Origin of the sequence: Deinococcus ficus (genome assembly GCF_003444775.1) — a bacterium.
Lineage (GTDB): Bacteria > Deinococcota > Deinococci > Deinococcales > Deinococcaceae > Deinococcus > Deinococcus ficus.
The window spans coordinates 258,162-273,634 of the sequence record NZ_CP021083.1 but is presented as its reverse complement, the minus strand read 5'-3'; the positions used below and the strand labels follow the sequence as shown (position 1 = coordinate 273,634).

The following is a 15,473-nucleotide window of genomic DNA, read 5'->3' as shown; positions in this document are numbered from 1 at the left end:
TGCCCGACCGGTCCCGGCCTCCCTGTCCGACGTGGCCCCGCCCTTTTCAGGAGTGTTGCTGTGCTGAGCCTCGCCGTGATCTTTCCTTTTCTTCTCGCCGCCGTCTGCGCCCTGGCGGCCCGGCCGCTGGGCCGGCACACCGGGTGGCTGGCGGTCCTGGCGTTCGTGCCGGCGCTGGCCCTGGGCCTGCCGCTGGCCGGGATGCCGGGTGCCACGCCCGTCACCGAGGTGACGCCCTGGGTGGCGGAGCTCGACCTGCACCTGCGCCTGCGTGGGGACGGGTTCTCGCTGCTGTTCGCCGTGCTGATCGGATTGATCGGCACGCTGGCCAGCGTGTACTCGGTGACGTACCTGTCGGCCGGGGAGAAGTTCGGCCGCTTCTACCCGTACCTGCTGCTGTTCGGCGGGTCCATGCTGGGCCTGGTGCTGTCCGACAATCTGCCGCTGCTGTTCATGTTCTGGGAGATGACCAGCGTGACCAGCTTCCTCCTGATCGGCCTGTGGCACACCCGCCCCGCCGCGCGGGACGGCGCGGTCAAGGCCTTCCTGATCAGCGCGCTGGGCGGCCTGGGCCTGCTGGCCGCCGTGGCGATGCTGTCCATCGCGGGCGGCACCACCACCCTGTCGCAGCTGAACCTGGACGCGGTGCGAGCCTCGCCGCTGTTCGTGCCGGCGCTGCTGTGCACGGTGCTGGCGGCCGTCACCAAGTCTGCCCAGCTGCCCTTTCACCTGTGGCTGCCGACCGCCATGGAGGCCCCCACGCCCATCTCGGCGTTCCTGCACTCGGCCACCATGGTCAAGGCCGGCGTGGTGCTGGTCGCCAAGTTCGGGCTGATCTTCGGCAGCAGCGCCCTGTGGTCGGGGCTGCTGGTGCCGCTGGGCCTGGCGACGCTGTTCTGGGGGTCGTGGCTGGCCCTGCGCCAGACCGACCTCAAGGCCCTGCTGGCGTACTCCACGGTGTCGCAGCTGGGCCTGCTGATGAGCCTGTACGGCCTGGCGTCCGACGAGGGCCGCTTCGCGGGCACCGCGCACCTGCTCAACCACGCGGCGTTCAAGGCGGCGCTGTTCTTCGTGGTGGGCATCGTGGACCATGAGACCGGCACCCGGGAGATTCCGCAGCTGCGCGCCCTGGGCGGCCTGCGCCGGGCGCTGCCGGTCACCTTCCTGGTGGCGGTGGTGGCCACGCTCAGCATGGCGGGCCTGCCGCCGCTGGGGGGCTTTGTCAGCAAGGAATTGTTCTACGAGGCGATGCTGCACCACGGGCCCGGGTTCATCCTGGTGGCGGTGGCGGGCAGCGTGCTGACCTTCGCGTACTGCTGGCGGCTCCTGAGCATCTTCTTCACCCCGGCCGCCCCGCAGCCCGGGCCGGCCGTGCACGAGGCGCCGGCCGGGCTGTACCTGCCCCCACTCCTGCTGGCCGGCGCCGCCGTGCTGTTCGGGCTGCTGCCCCAGTCTGCGGAGTGGCTCACGCGCACGGCGGCCTCGGCCCTGCGGTTCACAGCGTACGGGGAGCACCTGGCGCTGTGGCACGGCGTGAACGCGGCCCTGCTGCTGTCGCTGCTCACCTGGGCGCTGGGGTCGCTCGTGGCCGCGCAGGCGGGCCGGGTGTCGGCCCTGCAGGCGGCCCTGACGCCGCGCTGGAACGCCAACACCGCCTACTACGCGCTTTCCGACGGCCTGCGGGCCCTGGCGAGCCAGCTGATCACGCACACCCAGGGGCTCGCGCTGCCGGACCAGCTGCGCGCCATGCTGCTCGTCGTGGGGGCGCTGGGCGGGTACGCCGTGTGGCGCTCCCCGCAGGTGTTCCACTCGATCGGGCAGCTGCCGCTGGTGACCGTGCCGATCAGCGTGCTGCTGGTGGCGGGCGCGGTCGGCGTGGTGCTGTCCCGCAACCGGCTCACGGCGGTGGTCGTCACCGGCCTGACCGGATTCGGCACCGCCGCGGCGTTCCTGGCCTTCCGCGCGCCGGACCTTGCGCTCACGCAGCTGCTGGTGGAGGCGGTCACGGTGATCCTGTTCCTGCTGGCCTTCCGGTACCTGCCGGGCGTTCGTGACCTGCCGCGCACCCGGGGCCGGCTGCTGCTCGACGGCCTGCTGGCCGGCGCGGCCGGGCTGGGCGCCACGCTGCTCACGCTGAGCAGCCTGCGGTTCCTGGCGCCGCCGATCTCGCCGTACTACGTGGTGAACAGCTACGAGGGCGGCGGCGGGAAGAACGCCGTGAACGTCCTGCTGGTGGACTTCCGCGGCTTCGACACGCTGGGCGAGATCCTAGTGGTGGGCATGGTGGCCCTGGCGGTCGTGAGCCTGGTGCAGCTCGGCCGCCCGGGGCAGGCGCCCGGGAAGCGCCCGGACGACCTGGAACTCGACGCCACCGGCCCGGCGGCCGCCCGGCAACGTCGGGTCCGGCGCGGCCGGGGAGGGCGGGCGTGAGTCCGGCCCGTTCCTCCCGGCCGGCCGCGGCCGTCCCCCGGCCTGACCCAGTGCTGCGCACGGTCAGCCGGGCGGCGTTCGCACTGATCATGCTGTTCGCGCTGCTGCTGCTGTGGCGCGGCCACAACGCGCCCGGCGGCGGGTTCATCGCCGGGCTGATGATGGTGGGCGCCCTGACGCTGCACCGCATGGCGACCGGGGAAAGCGCCATGCGGGTCGGGCCGCTGGCCCTGGTGCCTATCGGGGCGGCCCTGTCGTTCCTGACGGGGCTGGTGCCGTACCTGCTGGGGCGGCCCTTCCTGAAAACCGACTTCGGGTACATCACGACCGCGCTGACCGGCGAGTTTGAATGGGCCAGCGCCATGCTGTTCGACATCGGGGTCTTCCTGGTGGTAATCGGGGCGGGCATGGCGATCACCACTGCCCTCATCGACGTGCGCCCCACACAACTCGCCCCGGAGGACGCCGCGCCGGGGCCTCAGGAGGACCGCTGAATGGCCTCGTTTTTCGCAATCATCATCGGGGTGCTGATCACCGCCGGCGTGTTCCTGCTGCTGTCGCGCTCCCTGGTGCGGATGGTGCTGGGCCTGGCCTTCACGGGGTACGGCGTGAACCTCACCATCCTGACCGTGGCGGGCCTGGAGCAGTTCAGTCCGCCGCTGCTGACCCTGCCCGGCCCGCACGTGGACCCGCTGCCGCAGGCGCTGATCCTGACCGCCATCGTGATCGGGTTCGCCACGACCGCGCTGGTGCTCACGGTCGCCCTGCGCGCCTACCAGGTGGCCGGACACGAGGACGTCGAGGCGCTCGGGGACAGCCTGGCCCGTGAGAGCCTGGAGGACGTGGACCGCGCCGACCCGGAGCACCAGGGCCCGGATCAGCCCGACTGGGAAGACAGCGGCGTGGTGGAGGTGAGGCCGTGATGTCCGCGCTGCCGCTCGCGCCGATCCTCACGCCGCTGGGCGTGGCCCTGCTGTGCCTGATTCCCATGCGCCGCTCCCTGAAGGCCGGCCTGACCCTGTTCGGGGCGCTGGGCACCCTGCTGTGCTCTGGCCTGCTCTTGATGGCCACAGCGGACGGCTCGGTGCTGGTCAGCGAGCTGGGCGGGTGGCCGGCGCCGTTCGGGATCGTGATGACCGCCGACCGCCTGTCGGCCGGGATGAGCGTGCTGGCGTCCCTGAGCGGCGTGGTGGCGGTGTGGTTCATGATCGCCCACGAGGACCGCGTGCGGGAGCAGCACCACGCGTTCGCGCTGAGTCTGCTGCTGTTCACGGGCGTGCAGCTGTCCTTCCTGACCGGGGACCTGTTCAACCTGTTCGTGGCGTTCGAGGTGATGCTGGTCGCCAGTTACGCGCTGGCGGTGCTGGGCAGCACCCGCGAGCAGCTGCGCGAGGGCTTCCGGTACATCCTGATGAACCTCGCGGCGTCCACGCTGCTGGTGCTGGCCTGCGGGCTGGTGTACGGCACGCTGGGCACCCTGAATTACGCGCACATCGCCGAGCGGACCCTGGAACTCGGGCCGCGCGCCACGGTGTCGGTCCTGGCGGTGCTGCTGACGCTGGTGTTCGCGTCCAAGGCGGCGCTGTTCCCGCTGGGCTTCTGGTTGCCGGGCACCTACCCGGCGCTGCCGCAGGCCAGCAGCGCCTTTTTCGCCGCGATTCTCACGAAGGTGGGCGTGTACGCCCTGATCCGGCTGTTCACCACGGTCCTGCCGGTGGATTCGGCGCTGCCGCAGGCCTTCCTGCTGGCACTGGGGGCGGCCACCATGCTGTTCGGGGCGCTGGGCGCGCTGAGCCAGCGCGAGTGGCGCCGGATCCTGTCGTTCACGGTGATGGGCAGCGTGGGGTACCTGGCGTTCGGGATCGGGCTGGGCACCCCGGACGGCCTGCGCGCGGCGCTGGCGTACCTGGCGGTGAGCGTCGTGGTGACCCTGGCGACCTTCCTGATCGCGGCGGTGGCCGAACGCGCCGCCGGCACGCCCGCCGTGCGTGGCCGGCGGGGCTTCATCGAGCCGCTGCCGTGGCTGGCCGGCGCGTTCCTGCTGTGCCTGCTGACCGTGGCGGGCCTGCCGCCCACCGCGGGTTTCGTGGCGAAGTACGCCCTGGTCCGCGCGGGGCTGGCGCAGGGGTCGGTGCTGGCCGTGGCGGGCGTGGTGTGCGCTCTGCTGGGCAGCCTGATCACCCTGATGGCGCTGCTCACGGTGTGGCGGGACTTCTTCTGGGGCAAGGCCGACCGGGCCGTGCCGATGCAATCGGTGACGCGCCGCACCACCTGGCCGGCGTACTTCGCCTCGGCCCTCGTCGCGGCGCTGGTGGTGCTGGCCGGACCGCTGTTCACGCACGCCGAGGCCACCGCGCGGCAGTTGCGTGACCCCGGGCAATACGTCCGCAGCGTGCTAGGCGAGGAGCCGGTCCGGATTCCGGCGCGCCCCACCGGCCGGGAACTGATGAAGACCGACAAGGAGGAACCAAAGTGAGCGGCTTTCTGCTGAACGTGCTGCTGGCCGTGGTGTGGGCCCTGCTGTCCGGGGACGTGAACCTGCGCGAACTGGGCGTGGGGTTCGGGCTGGGGTACCTGCTGCTGCGGCTGTTCCCGGACGCGCTGGGCACCCGCGCTTACCAGCGGGCCAGCGTGGCCCTGCTGAGATTCCTGGGCACCTTCCTGCGGGAACTGACGGTGGCGAACGTGCAGGTGGCGCTGCTGGCCCTGCGGGCCCGCCCGAACCTGAACGCCATGATCTTCAGCGTGCCGCTGCGCCCGCACACCGACCTGTCCCTCACGCTTCTGACCGCCACGGTCACGCTGATGCCGGGCTCGGTGGTGCTCGGCTTCGACGCCGGGCGCACCCGGATGTACATGCACGGCATCGGGCTCGCCAGCCCCGATGAGGCCCGCGCCGGCGTGAAGAACGTCGAGCGGCTGCTGCTGGACTTCCTGCCGGCCCCGGCCGGCGGGCGGGGGGGGGCGGCATGATCGTGGACCTCGCCCTGGGCATCGTGACGCTGTCCGTGCTGCTGGTCACCTTCCGCGTGCTGCGCGGCCCGAGCTGGGGGGACCGGATCATGGCCTTCGACTTTCTCAGCGTGAACCTGGTGGTGCTGGTCACGCTGCTGGCCGTGAAGACCCGGCTGCTCGTGACGCTGGACGCCGCGCTGCTGCTGAGCCTGCTGGGCTTCCTGAGCACCCTGGCCCTGACGCGGTACCTGCTGACCGGGCGGGTGATGCGGTGAACGGCGCGGAGAGCACCTGGGCGGACTTCCAGCCCGCGCGGGACGTGCCCATCCTGATCGGGGCCTTCTTCGTGCTGAGCGCCGCGATCGGCGTGGTGCGCTTCCCGGACCTGTACTCGCGGCTGCATGCCAGCAGCAAGCTCGTGACGCTCGGCTCGGCCGGGATCTTCCTGGGGGCGGCGGCGACCTTCCAGGACTCGGCGGCGTTCACGCGGCTGCTGGCGGTGCTGCTGTTCCAGTTCCTGACCACGCCGCTGACCGCGTACCTGATCGCGCAGGCGGCGTACCTGAGGGGCCTCCCGCCGGTCCTGCCGGGCGGCATCGACGAGTGGGGCGCGCTGGGCCGCGCCGAGGAACTCGCGCAGGCGGATGCCGACGTGACGCGCGCCATGGACCGCGAGGGTAAGTAACGGCGCGCCGGCCGCCTCAGCTGGCGGACCGGCGCGGGGGTCCGGGGATCAGCCCGCCTGGGTGAGCACCTGCTCGATCTTGGCCACGGCGGCGTCCAGGTCCGCCTCGCTGATCATCAGCGGCGGGGCGAGGCGGACGGTGGTGTGGTGCGTTTCCTTGCACAGCACGCCCAGCGCCATGAGCTGCTCGCAGACCGGGCGGGCGGGGCCGTGCAGGTCCACGCCGATCATCAGGCCGCGGCCGCGGACCTCGCGGATCAGGGGGCTCTGAATGGCCTTCAGGCGCGCCATCAGCGCCTCGCCGAGGCGGGCGGCGCGTTCGGGCAGCTGCTCGTCGGCGAGCACTTCCAGGCTGGCCTTCGCCACGGCGGCCGCCAGCGGGTTGCCGCCGAAGGTGCTGCCGTGGTCGCCGGGACGGAAGACGTCCATGAGCTCGCGGCTGGACAGCACGGCGCTGACCGGGTACACCCCGCCGCCGAGGGCCTTGCCGAGAATCACGAGGTCCGCGCGGACGCCCTCGTGGTCGCAGGCGAGCCAGCGGCCGGTGCGGCCCAGCCCGGTCTGGATCTCGTCGGCGGCGAGCAGCAGGCCGTGCTCATCACACAGGTCCCGCAGGCCGCTGACGAAGCCGGCCGGGGGGACGATCACGCCCGCCTCGCCCTGAATGGGTTCGAAAAGGATGCCGGCCGTGCGGGGCGTGATGGCGGCGCGCACGGCGTCCAGGTCGCCGTAGGGCACGCGCACGAAGCCGGGCGTGAAGGGCCCGAAGCCCGCCTTGTACTGCGCCTCGCTGGAAAAGCCGACGATGGTGGTGGTGCGGCCGTGGAAGTTGCCGTCCATCACGATGATCTCGGCCGCGTCCTCAGGAAGCTGGCGGTGGATGTAGGCCCATTTGCGGATCATCTTGAGGGCGGTTTCCACCGCTTCCGCGCCGGTGTTCATGGGAATGACCGCCCCGTACCCGAGGAGGCGGGTGACGGTCTCGTAGAAGCTGGCGAGCTGGTCGTTGCGGAAGGCGCGGGAGGTGACGGTGACGTTCTGCGCCTGGGTGGTCAGGGCGTCGAGGATGCGCGGGTGGCAGTGGCCCTGGTTCACGGAGCTGTACGCCGCGAGGAAGTCCAGGTACTCGCGGCCCTCGGTGTCCCACACGTGGGCGCCGCGTGCGCGGGCGATCACGACGTCCAGGGGCTTGTAGTTGTGCGCCCCGAGCCGGTCTTCCGTGGCGATCAGTTCAGCGGCGCGCGTGGTGGGGAAGGCGGTCATGGGGTCATTGTCCGGGATCACCCCGGCGCTGTGAACCCCTCGCGACCTGCAGTGTCCAGGTTCGGGCGTGTTCGCCCTCACGTTCGGCGGGGTTCTCCCGCGTCCCCTATGGTGGGGGCCGGTCCCCGTTTCTCTCCCCTCTCTCTCCATGGAGGTGTTCCGTGATCACCGTGATGAACCGCATTCCTGTGAAGGCCGAGTACGCCGAGGCCTTCGAGGCCCGCTTCCGTGACCGGGCCCGGCTGGTGGACGGCATGCCGGGCTTCGTGCGTAACGAGGTGCTGCGCCCCACCCAGCCCGGCCAGCCGTACATCGTGCTGACGTACTGGGAAAGCCGGGAGGCCTTCGAGGCCTGGACGGCGTCGGATGCGTTCCGGGAAGGGCATGCCCGCAGCGGCAGCCTGCCCCGCGAGGCCTTCGCCGGCCGCAACGAGCTGGAAGTGCACGAGGTGCTGCCCGGCCCGGACGCCGGCTGAGCGGCGTGCCCGCGCGGGGATGCTCTATCCTCCGCGCATGTCGACCCTCAGAGCGCTGCTGGAACGGCACCTGACCGCCGGCGACCCGGAGGCCGCGCTGGACGTCCTGGCCCCGAAGCTGCCCGGCATGCCCGGGAACGCCACCCGCAAGGCGTACCTGTCGAGCGCCCGGGTGTACCTGCGCTGGGCGCAGGAGCAGGGCGTGGGCGTGCTGCGCGCCCGCCCGCAGGACGCCCGGGCGTACCTGGGGTCCCTGGCGGCGGCCGGCAGCAGCGAGTCCACGCTGCACAACCACGCCACGCGCGTGCGCACCCTGTACGACCTGCTGGCCGAACTGGGCGCCCACCCCGGCCCGAACCCGTTCGACGGGCTGAGCCTGCCCAGCCAGAAGCCCGAGGAGCACCGCCTGATGTACACAGGCGAGGAGATCGGGCGGCTGCTGGCGCACTCCGACGCCATGGAGCGCGCCCTGGTGCTGCTGGGCAGCCGGCCCGGCCTGACCACCAGCGAGACCCTGAACCTGCAATGGGAGGCGGTGGACACCCGGCGCGGCGAACTGCACGCCCGCGGGAAGGTGCTGCCGCTGGACGACGAGCTGTACCGGGCGCTGCGGGAGTACGGCCGGGAGCGCGGGCACACCGACCTGTTCGAGGCGCGCGGGCCGGTGTTCGACGTGCAGGGGGATTACGGTCTGCGGCGGGTGCTGTTCCGGCTGTGTTCCCGCGCGAACGTGCCCTACAAGGCCTGGCGGGCGCTGCGCAACGCCGCCGGCTGGCACCTGCTGCAGCAGACCGGCCGGCCGGAGGACGTCGCCGAGCACCTGGGCCTGGGCACCCTGAAGGCCGTGGAGGTCTGGCAGAAACTGCAGAAAAAGGCCCTGGAGACCGCCCCCGACGGGGCGTGACTCCAGGGCCTCGCGGGCGCGGGGTTCAGGCGCGGTTCAGGCCGTGCTTGAGCAGTTCGGCCAGCTGGCGGGTGGCCTGGGACTGCACCTGCTCGAGTTCGGTGCCCAGGGTCCGTAGCAGCGTGCGGTAGGCGTCGGCGCTGCGGGCCTCCGGGCCGGTGAGGGTGCCGTGCATGGCCTGCACCGCGAAGTGCGCCTCGGGCAGGCGGGACAGGGCGTCGCCGGCGCCGGCGTGGCGCGCGCCGAGCAGGGCGCCGAGCATGCCGTGCTCGTCGCTGCGGCGCATCAGTTCACGTTGGAAGGTGCGGTCCTTGATGCTGGTGATGACGTCCCAGGCGGCGTCGGCCAGGGCGGTCTCGGGCGGGGCGGGGCGCACGACTTCCACGTGCAGCGTCTCGCCGCGGCGCCAGACGCGGTGGTGGGTGCCGCCGCGGGCGGTCATCCACTCGGTTTCGAAGTCGCGGGCGTCCTCGATCAGGATCTTCAGGTGCGTGGCGGGCGCGTCGGCGGCGAGGCGGTGGCCTTCGCCGAGGGCCGGCCAGGCGCTCAGGCCGCGCTCGTCGGGCGCGGTGAGGGAGGCGTAGGCGCGGGCGACGGCCGCGGCGCCCTCACTGAGGCGCGCGGTGACGCGGCCGTCGGTGAGCAGGGCGATGTCCGGGCCGTTTTCGCCGGTTTCGGGCCGGGCTTCGTGGGTGAGGTGGTGCAGGCCCAGGCCCCAGCGGGTCAGGGCGACGCCCAGGTGCTCGGTGAGGGCGGCCTGCAGTTCGGCCGGCGTGGCGCCGCTCTCGGCGAAGGCGGCCAGGCGGCTGTCGAGGCCGGCGCTGGCCATCAGCGCGTCGAAGGTCTGGTACGGGTCGGTGGCCGGGCGGGTCTCCGCGGCCTTGCCGGTCCGGGGGCGGTCGAGGGTGGCGGCGGCGCCACCTGTGGTTTCGGTTTTCGTCTTGGGGCGTGCCATAGCGCTCCTATTATGTCATAAACAGATTGACTTGTGGGGATTTCGGCTGGCATGCAGCCGCAGCGTGGGGGCAGCCACCCACGGCGGCTGCCCCCACACCTTACAACTGCGCTTACTTGGGTTCGTTCACGATGACGATGCGGCCCTCGTTCTGCGCGTTCACGGTGCCCACCAGCTTGAAGTAGTTCACCAGCACGTCCACGTCCAGCGTGCCGGTCTCCAGCTTCTTGGCGTCCTTGAACATCGTGAAGCCGTCACCGCCGGCGGCCGTGAAGTTGTTCATCGCAACCTTGTACACCTGGGTATCAACGATCGGCTGACCGTTGAGCGTCACGCTGGTCACGCGGCTGCCCGCGGGCTTGCTCAGGTCGAAGGTGTAGCTCACGCCCTTGCTCACGTGCAGGAACTGGCCCTTGTTCTCCGACCAGGTCGCCACGCCGTGCTCCAGCGCCGCCTTGATCTGCGCGCCGGTCAGGTCCACGATCGTCAGCGTGTTGCCGAAAGGCTGCACGGTGATCGCTTCCTCGAAGGTGATGGGCCCCTTGTCCACGCCGGCCCGCACGCCGCCGCCGTTCTGGAAGGCCATCACGGCCCCGGCCTTCTTGCCGGCTTCCAGCGAGGCGTCCGCCAGGACGTTGGCCATGGTGCTCTCGCGCCGGCGGACCACTTCACGGTTGCCGTTCAGGCCGGTGTCGGTGTTCCCGACCACCTGGCGGCGCAGCGCGGCGATCGGCACGCTGAGGGTCTCCACCATCTTCTTGGCGGTGACGTCCTCGGCGATGTCCATGGTCACGGGGATGGGGTTGCCTTCCCAGCTTTCCACGGCGCCCGCGTCGTTGAAGTTGACCTTCAGGCGGCCCAGCACCTTGCCCCACTCCCACGCGGCGACCAGCAGCGTGCGGTTGCCGTCGGGGTTGTTCACGATGGTCGGGTACGGCCCCTCGGAGGCCGGGAAGTCCTTGTTGTTGAAGGTGCCGAGCAGCGTGTGGCTGTGCCCGCCCACGATCACGTCGATGCCGGGCACGGTCGCGGCGACCTGCTGCTCCAGCGCGTACCCCAGGTGCGAGACCAGGAAGATCTTGTCGATGCCCTCGGCCTTCAGCGCCTCGGCGCTGTTCTGGAGGCTGACCATCAGTTCCAGCATCTTCACGTTCGGGCCGGGGCTGCTGATCAGGGGCAGGTCGGGCGTCACCGCGCCGATCACGCCGACCTTCTGCCCGCCGACGTTCAGGACCGCGTAAGGGCGGACCTTGTCTTTCAGGAGCGGCTCGGCGCTCACGTCGATGTTCGTGGCGAGCACCGGGAAGCGCGCCCGGTCGATGAAGCGGGCGAGGGCCTCGGGGCCGTTGTCGAACTCGTGGTTGCCCACGGCCATGGCCTGGTAGCCCATGTGGTTCATGAACAGCACGTCGGCCAGGCCCTGGTACACGTTGTAGAACAGCGTGCCCTGGAAGGTGTCGCCGCCGGACAGGACCAGCGGGTTGACATCGCTGCTGGAGAACTGGCGGATCAGGGTGGTCTGGCGGGTGTAGCCGCCGTACATGTTCTCCCCGATCTTCACGGGTTCGAGGTGGCCGTGCAGGTCGTCGGTGTGCAGGACCGTGACGGTGAGGGGCGCGGCGGAGGCGGTGCCGAGCAGAAGAGCCGTCAAGACGGACAGGTTGCGCATTTTCATGCCGGCAAGTCTAGCGAATGAGGCCGGGACGAACGTGAACGGCCGTCATCACGCAACGGGTGGGTTCTCCCGGGTCAACCGCCCTGCTGGGCCAGCAGCGTGTTCCCGACGCGGCGGCGCAGATCCTGAATGTCGATGCTGGTGTGGCGGCTGGGATGCACCCGGTTCGTGAGCAGCGTCCAGGCGAGGCCCGCCTGCGGATCCACCCACACGCCCGTGCCGGTAAAGCCCGTGTGCCCGAAGGCCGCGGCGCTGCACAGGCTCCCGCCACTCCAGCCCGCGCAGGACTGCACGAACGCCAGCGTGCGTTCCGGCGCGGCCGGGCGGGCGGCGGCCGCCTGCGCCGCCGGCGACAGCCAGCCGCCGCGCAGCAGGGCCTCGGCCTGGTCCAGCACGCCGGCCAGGGTGCCGAACAGGCCCGCGTGCCCGGCCACGCCGCCCTGCGCGCCGGCGTTCTCGTCGTGGGTCTCGCCGCGCAGCACCCGCTCGCGCCACGCGCAGCGTTCGGTGGCCACGCTCCGCGCCGGGTCCGGCGTGAAGGTCAGGCCGGCCGGCAGGGCGAAGTCCCGCAGCGGCACGCCGCGCACGCGTTCCAGCACGCGGCCCAGCAGCATGTACCCCAGGTCGCTGTACACCACCGGGCCCGGCTCCGCGAGCGTCCAGGGTTCCTGCATGAAGCGCGCGCGGATCGTCGCCTCGTCGCCCCAGGTGTACAGCGGCACCCAGGCGGGCAGGCCGGCGGTGTGCGTCATCAGTTGCCGGAGCGTGCGGGCCTTGAGGGGCGTGTCCTGCATCCAGGCCAGCTCCGGCAGGTGCCGGGACAGGGGATCGTCCAGGTCCAGCAGGCCGTCCTCGGCGGCGCGCAGCACCTCCCGCGCGGTGAACAGCGGCTTGGTCAGGCTCGCCAGGTCGAAGAGGTGGGTTTCCTCCAGCGGCGCGGCCTGCGGGAACAGCGCCGCGTGCCCCAGCACCAGCGTCTCGCGCCGACCGGCCGCGTCCACCACGCCCAGCGCCGCGCCCGCCAGGTCCCGCCGGTCCGTGAGGTGGGCGAGCAGGTCACGTGTCCGTGCAGGAATCAGCGGGGGATTCACCCCGTCACCTCGCCCGGGCCGTCCAGCGCGGCGCGGGCGTGACCCTGCACGCCGTCGAGCAGTCGGGCGGCCTCGTCCGCGCCGACGCCGCGGCGTAGCATCACGATGGCTGTCTTCACCTGCCCGCCCGCCGCCGTCAGGGCCGCCCGGGCAGCCGGTTCGTCTACCCCGGCGCCGTGCTGCACCAGCCGCAGGGCCCGGGCCTCGAGCTTGGTGTTGCTGGCGCGGACATCCACCATCAGGTTCCCGTACACCTTGCCCAGCCGGACCATCAGCGCGCTGGACAGGGTGTTCAGCGCGATCTTCTGTGCGGTTCCGGCCTTCAGGCGGGTGCTGCCGCTGATCACCTCCGGCCCGGTGTCCAGCAGCACCGGGCAGTCCACCTCCGCGAGCAGCGGCGCGCCCGGGTTGTTCGCCAGGCCCACCGTCAGCGCGCCCAGGGCCCGGGCCTGCCGGGCCGCGCCGCGCGGGTACGGCGTGGTGCCGCTGGCCGCCAGGCAGAGCACCACGTCGTCCGGCCCGACCCCGGCCGCCCGGACGTCGGCGGCGCCCAGCTCGGCGTCGTCCTCGGCGCCCTCCACCGCCTCCCGGATGGCCTTCTCGCCGCCGGCGATCAGGGGCACGGCCCGCTCCACCGGCCAGGAGAAGGTCGGGGTAAGTTCGGTGGCGTCCAGCACGCCCAGGCGGCCGCTGGTGCCCGCGCCGGCGTACACCAGCCGCCCGCCGCGCTGCAGCCGGGGCAGCGCCGCCTCGACCGCCCGGGACAGGGCGGGCGCGGCGGCCTGCGCGGCCTGCACGGCCCGGAGCTGATCGTCGGTGAAGGCCCGGACCAGCCCCGGCACGTCCAGGGTGTCCAGGTGCGCGTGTTCCGGGGCGAGCGCCTCGGTCTGGCGGAAGTCGGGCGGCCGGGTGTCGTCGGCGGGGGCCTGCGAGGTCGTCATGGTTCGGACTCCTGGAAGAGCGGGGAGAGGGAGGGCAGGCTGAGCTTTCCGCCACTGACGGCGCGGCGCGCGCCGGTCGTGTGCGGCAGGGTGTTCGGCCAGCCCTGCGCGCGGGCGTAGCCCAGGAAAGCGAAGGCGGCCGCTTCCCGGGTCGCGTCGGTGAACCCCTGGGCGTCCCAGCCCAGGGCCGGGAAGTCCCGCAGCGGCACCGGGCCGAGCAGCCGGGCCAGGTCGCGGCGCAGGGTGGGGTTGCGGGCCCCGCCGCCGGCGATCACGACCTCCTGCGGCGCCCCGGGCAGGAAGCGTGCCAGCGCGCCGGCCACTGTGTGGGCGGTGAGCGCGGTGGCGGTGGCCGCCATGTCCGGAAGGCTCAGGTCTGGCGCGGCCGGCAGGCGGGCCAGGGTCCAGACCTCCCGCCCGGTGGCCTTGGGCGGCGGGCGGTGCAGTTCCGGGTGGGCCAGCCACGCCTCCAGGGTAGGAACGTGCACGGTGCCGGCCGCGGCGAGGCGGCCGTCCTCGTCGCAGGTCTGCCCGGCACGGGCGGCGATCTCGTCCAGCAGGCAGTTGCCGGGCCCGGTGTCGAAGGCCACCACCCGCCCCGGGTCGGTGCCGTGCAGCGCGGTGATGTTCGCCAGGCCGCCCACGTTCAGCAGCACCCGGTTCACCCCCGCCTGCGCGTACAGGGCGTAGTCCGCGAACGGCACCAGGGGCGCGCCCACGCCGCCCGCGGCGATGTCGGCCGGGCGGAAGTCGGCGACCACGGGCCGCCCGCAGGTTTCGGCGATCACGGCCGCCTCGCCCAGCTGCAGCGTGGCCGGCCGGGCCCAGCCGCGCGTGGCGTCGGGCTGCGGGTGGTGCTGCACGGTCTGCCCGTGCGAGGCGATCAGGTCGGCCTGCGCGGCCAGCGGCGCGGCGGCCGCGGCGAGCGCCTCGCCCAGCCACCAGTGCAGCTGCGTGAGCGCCTCGCTGCCCAGTTCGCCGCGCATGGCCCGCAGCACGGCCTCCCGCAGGTCCGGGGCGAAGGGCGTGAAGACGTGCTCGACCACCCGCCCGCGCGGCATGCCGGCCGGCAGGCCCGGCCAGGGCGCGCCGGTCCCGATCTCCGGCCAGGCGGGCAGTTCCAGCAGCGCGGCGTCCACGCCGTCGGCACTCGTGCCGCTCATCAGCCCCAGGACGCGCGGGGCGCGGGTGGCGCCGCTCATGCCTGCATGTCCTCGGCGTGGAGTTCCATCACGAAGTCGTAGCGGTCCCCGCGGTAGTGGGCGCGGGCGAACTCGATGGGCTGGCCGTCCCGGGTCCAGGAGACCCGTTCGGTGGCGATCAGCGCCGAGCCTTCCGGCACGCCCAGCGCCGCGGCGAGCTCCGGCGTGGCGTTCACAGCCCGCAGGTGGCGGATGGCGCGGTGCGGCGTGAGGCCCTGACGGGAGAGCAGGGCGTACAGGCTGGCGTCGGTGACGTCGGCGGCGGTGAGCGGTCCCACCCGGGAGGCCGGCAGGGTGCTTTCCTCCACGGCGAGCGGTTCGGTGTCGGCGGTGCGCAGCCGGCGCAGGCGGTAGACGGTCTGACGCGGCGCGAGGGCCAGCGCCATCGCCTCGGCGGGGCTGGGGCGGGCCTGTTCGAAGTGCAGGACGCGCGCGCCAGGCCGCTGGCCGCGCGCGCGGATGTCTTCGGAGAAGGATTCCAGCAGGCCCAGGGTGCGGGTGTCGGGGCTGCTCGGCCCGGCCGGGGCGACGAAGGTGCCGCTGCCGTGGCGGCGCTCCAGCAGGCCCTGTTCGGCCAGCCGGGAGAGGGCCTGGCGGACGGTGACGCGGGAGACGCCCAGGCGGGAGGCGAGGTCGCGTTCGGCGGGCAGGGCGCTGCCGGCCGGCAGTTCGCCGGCGCGGATGCGGGCTTCCAGGCCGTGGGCGACCTGGAGGTACACCGGCGTGGCGCTCGCGGTGTGCAGCTGGATGCCCCAGGGGGCGGGCAGCTCGGGCATGATGCCAGGACCATACCACCCCAAGACCACTTCGTCACCTGCTTGCAAGTGGTGCGTGAATGGTATTAGTCTGGTTCAAGCAACTTCAAACCTGAACCCAGGACCACCCGGTTCACCCGC

16 protein-coding genes are annotated in these 15,473 nt (G+C 72.5%); 9 read left to right on the top strand and 7 right to left on the bottom strand.

All coding sequences use genetic code 11. From position 1 onward, the window contains the following. Positions 1-60: 60 nt before the first annotated feature. From mbhE to mnhG, 7 genes are read left to right on the top strand one after another with little or no spacing between them, the layout of a single operon-like run. The gene (gene mbhE / locus DFI_RS17675) at positions 61-2,430 is read left to right on the top strand and encodes a hydrogen gas-evolving membrane-bound hydrogenase subunit E (protein WP_338030651.1); all 2,370 of its coding nucleotides are present in this window, start codon (positions 61-63) and stop codon (positions 2,428-2,430) included. Beyond that, positions 2,427-2,924 (top strand): MnhB domain-containing protein, encoded by a 498-nt coding sequence (locus DFI_RS17670; protein ID WP_051307510.1) that lies wholly within the window; start codon positions 2,427-2,429, stop codon positions 2,922-2,924. The genes mbhE and DFI_RS17670 overlap by 4 nt, the downstream gene beginning before the upstream one ends. Further along, complete coding sequence (locus DFI_RS17665) at positions 2,925-3,353, top strand: sodium:proton antiporter (RefSeq protein ID WP_027462228.1); 429 nt, start codon at positions 2,925-2,927, stop codon at positions 3,351-3,353. It begins immediately after the preceding gene. Beyond that, positions 3,353-4,906 carry a proton-conducting transporter transmembrane domain-containing protein gene (locus tag DFI_RS17660; RefSeq protein WP_043777252.1) on the top strand — a complete coding sequence of 518 codons (1,554 nt, stop codon included), beginning with the start codon at positions 3,353-3,355 and terminating at the stop codon, positions 4,904-4,906. Before DFI_RS17665 ends, DFI_RS17660 begins: the two co-directional genes overlap by 1 nt. Further along, the gene (locus DFI_RS17655) at positions 4,903-5,403 is read left to right on the top strand and encodes a Na+/H+ antiporter subunit E (protein ID WP_027462226.1); all 501 of its coding nucleotides are present in this window, start codon (positions 4,903-4,905) and stop codon (positions 5,401-5,403) included. The genes DFI_RS17660 and DFI_RS17655 overlap by 4 nt, the downstream gene beginning before the upstream one ends. Then, complete coding sequence (locus DFI_RS17650) at positions 5,400-5,660, top strand: monovalent cation/H+ antiporter complex subunit F (RefSeq protein ID WP_027462225.1); 261 nt, start codon at positions 5,400-5,402, stop codon at positions 5,658-5,660. The genes DFI_RS17655 and DFI_RS17650 overlap by 4 nt, the downstream gene beginning before the upstream one ends. Next, complete coding sequence (mnhG, locus tag DFI_RS17645) at positions 5,657-6,070, top strand: monovalent cation/H(+) antiporter subunit G (RefSeq protein ID WP_043777250.1); 414 nt, start codon at positions 5,657-5,659, stop codon at positions 6,068-6,070. The genes DFI_RS17650 and mnhG overlap by 4 nt, the downstream gene beginning before the upstream one ends. A 48-nt stretch (positions 6,071-6,118) precedes the next feature. Here the strand turns inward: mnhG and rocD are convergent, their stop codons facing one another. Continuing rightward, positions 6,119-7,333, bottom strand: coding sequence for an ornithine--oxo-acid transaminase (rocD, locus tag DFI_RS17640; RefSeq protein ID WP_027462223.1), 1,215 nt, complete (start codon positions 7,331-7,333; stop codon positions 6,119-6,121). A gap of 161 nt (positions 7,334-7,494) precedes the next feature. Between rocD and DFI_RS17635 the strand changes: the two genes are divergently transcribed. Together DFI_RS17635 and DFI_RS17630 are read left to right on the top strand one after the other, a co-directional pair. Beyond that, positions 7,495-7,809: an antibiotic biosynthesis monooxygenase family protein gene (locus DFI_RS17635; RefSeq protein ID WP_027462222.1), complete on the top strand. Its 315-nt coding sequence runs from the start codon at positions 7,495-7,497 to the stop codon at positions 7,807-7,809. A 37-nt stretch (positions 7,810-7,846) separates the two neighbouring features. Then, complete coding sequence (locus DFI_RS17630) at positions 7,847-8,713, top strand: tyrosine-type recombinase/integrase (RefSeq protein ID WP_027462221.1); 867 nt, start codon at positions 7,847-7,849, stop codon at positions 8,711-8,713. A 25-nt stretch (positions 8,714-8,738) separates the two neighbouring features. On the opposite strand, the gene DFI_RS17625 is transcribed toward DFI_RS17630, so the two are convergent. The 6 genes from DFI_RS17625 to DFI_RS17600 form a co-directional block, all read right to left on the bottom strand. Beyond that, entirely contained in the window at positions 8,739-9,668 is a 930-nt protein-coding gene (locus tag DFI_RS17625; RefSeq protein ID WP_027462220.1) for a hypothetical protein, read from the bottom strand. A gap of 112 nt (positions 9,669-9,780) precedes the next feature. Next, complete coding sequence (locus DFI_RS17620; protein ID WP_027462219.1) at positions 9,781-11,343, bottom strand: bifunctional metallophosphatase/5'-nucleotidase; 1,563 nt, start codon at positions 11,341-11,343, stop codon at positions 9,781-9,783. A gap of 74 nt (positions 11,344-11,417) precedes the next feature. Further along, entirely contained in the window at positions 11,418-12,434 is a 1,017-nt protein-coding gene (locus DFI_RS17615) for a serine hydrolase domain-containing protein (RefSeq protein ID WP_027462218.1), read from the bottom strand. Further along, positions 12,431-13,375 carry an N-acetylmuramic acid 6-phosphate etherase gene (locus DFI_RS17610; RefSeq protein WP_027462217.1) on the bottom strand — a complete coding sequence of 315 codons (945 nt, stop codon included), beginning with the start codon at positions 13,373-13,375 and terminating at the stop codon, positions 12,431-12,433. The genes DFI_RS17615 and DFI_RS17610 overlap by 4 nt, the downstream gene beginning before the upstream one ends. Beyond that, on the bottom strand, positions 13,372-14,577 hold the full coding sequence (locus DFI_RS17605; RefSeq protein ID WP_043777248.1) for an anhydro-N-acetylmuramic acid kinase: 1,206 nt from the start codon (positions 14,575-14,577) through the stop codon (positions 13,372-13,374). Before DFI_RS17605 ends, DFI_RS17610 begins: the two co-directional genes overlap by 4 nt. Further along, positions 14,574-15,353 (bottom strand): GntR family transcriptional regulator, encoded by a 780-nt coding sequence (locus tag DFI_RS17600; RefSeq protein WP_043777246.1) that lies wholly within the window; start codon positions 15,351-15,353, stop codon positions 14,574-14,576. Before DFI_RS17600 ends, DFI_RS17605 begins: the two co-directional genes overlap by 4 nt. Positions 15,354-15,473 lie beyond the last annotated feature (120 nt).

Bases quoted from the DNA above. Each gene is read 5' to 3' on its own strand.
- DFI_RS17610 (WP_027462217.1), bottom strand. From the start codon at position 13,375: ATGACGACCTCGCAGGCCCCCGCCGACGACACCCGGCCGCCCGACTTC.
- DFI_RS17660 (WP_043777252.1), top strand. From the start codon at position 3,353: ATGTCCGCGCTGCCGCTCGCGCCGATCCTCACGCCGCTGGGCGTGGCC.
- rocD (WP_027462223.1), bottom strand. From the start codon at position 7,333: ATGACCGCCTTCCCCACCACGCGCGCCGCTGAACTGATCGCCACGGAA.
- DFI_RS17605 (WP_043777248.1), bottom strand. From the start codon at position 14,577: ATGAGCGGCGCCACCCGCGCCCCGCGCGTCCTGGGGCTGATGAGCGGC.
- DFI_RS17620 (WP_027462219.1), bottom strand. From the start codon at position 11,343: ATGAAAATGCGCAACCTGTCCGTCTTGACGGCTCTTCTGCTCGGCACC.
- DFI_RS17665 (WP_027462228.1), top strand. From the start codon at position 2,925: ATGGCCTCGTTTTTCGCAATCATCATCGGGGTGCTGATCACCGCCGGC.
- DFI_RS17600 (WP_043777246.1), bottom strand. From the start codon at position 15,353: ATGCCCGAGCTGCCCGCCCCCTGGGGCATCCAGCTGCACACCGCGAGC.
- DFI_RS17630 (WP_027462221.1), top strand. From the start codon at position 7,847: ATGTCGACCCTCAGAGCGCTGCTGGAACGGCACCTGACCGCCGGCGAC.
- DFI_RS17650 (WP_027462225.1), top strand. From the start codon at position 5,400: ATGATCGTGGACCTCGCCCTGGGCATCGTGACGCTGTCCGTGCTGCTG.
- DFI_RS17625 (WP_027462220.1), bottom strand. From the start codon at position 9,668: ATGGCACGCCCCAAGACGAAAACCGAAACCACAGGTGGCGCCGCCGCC.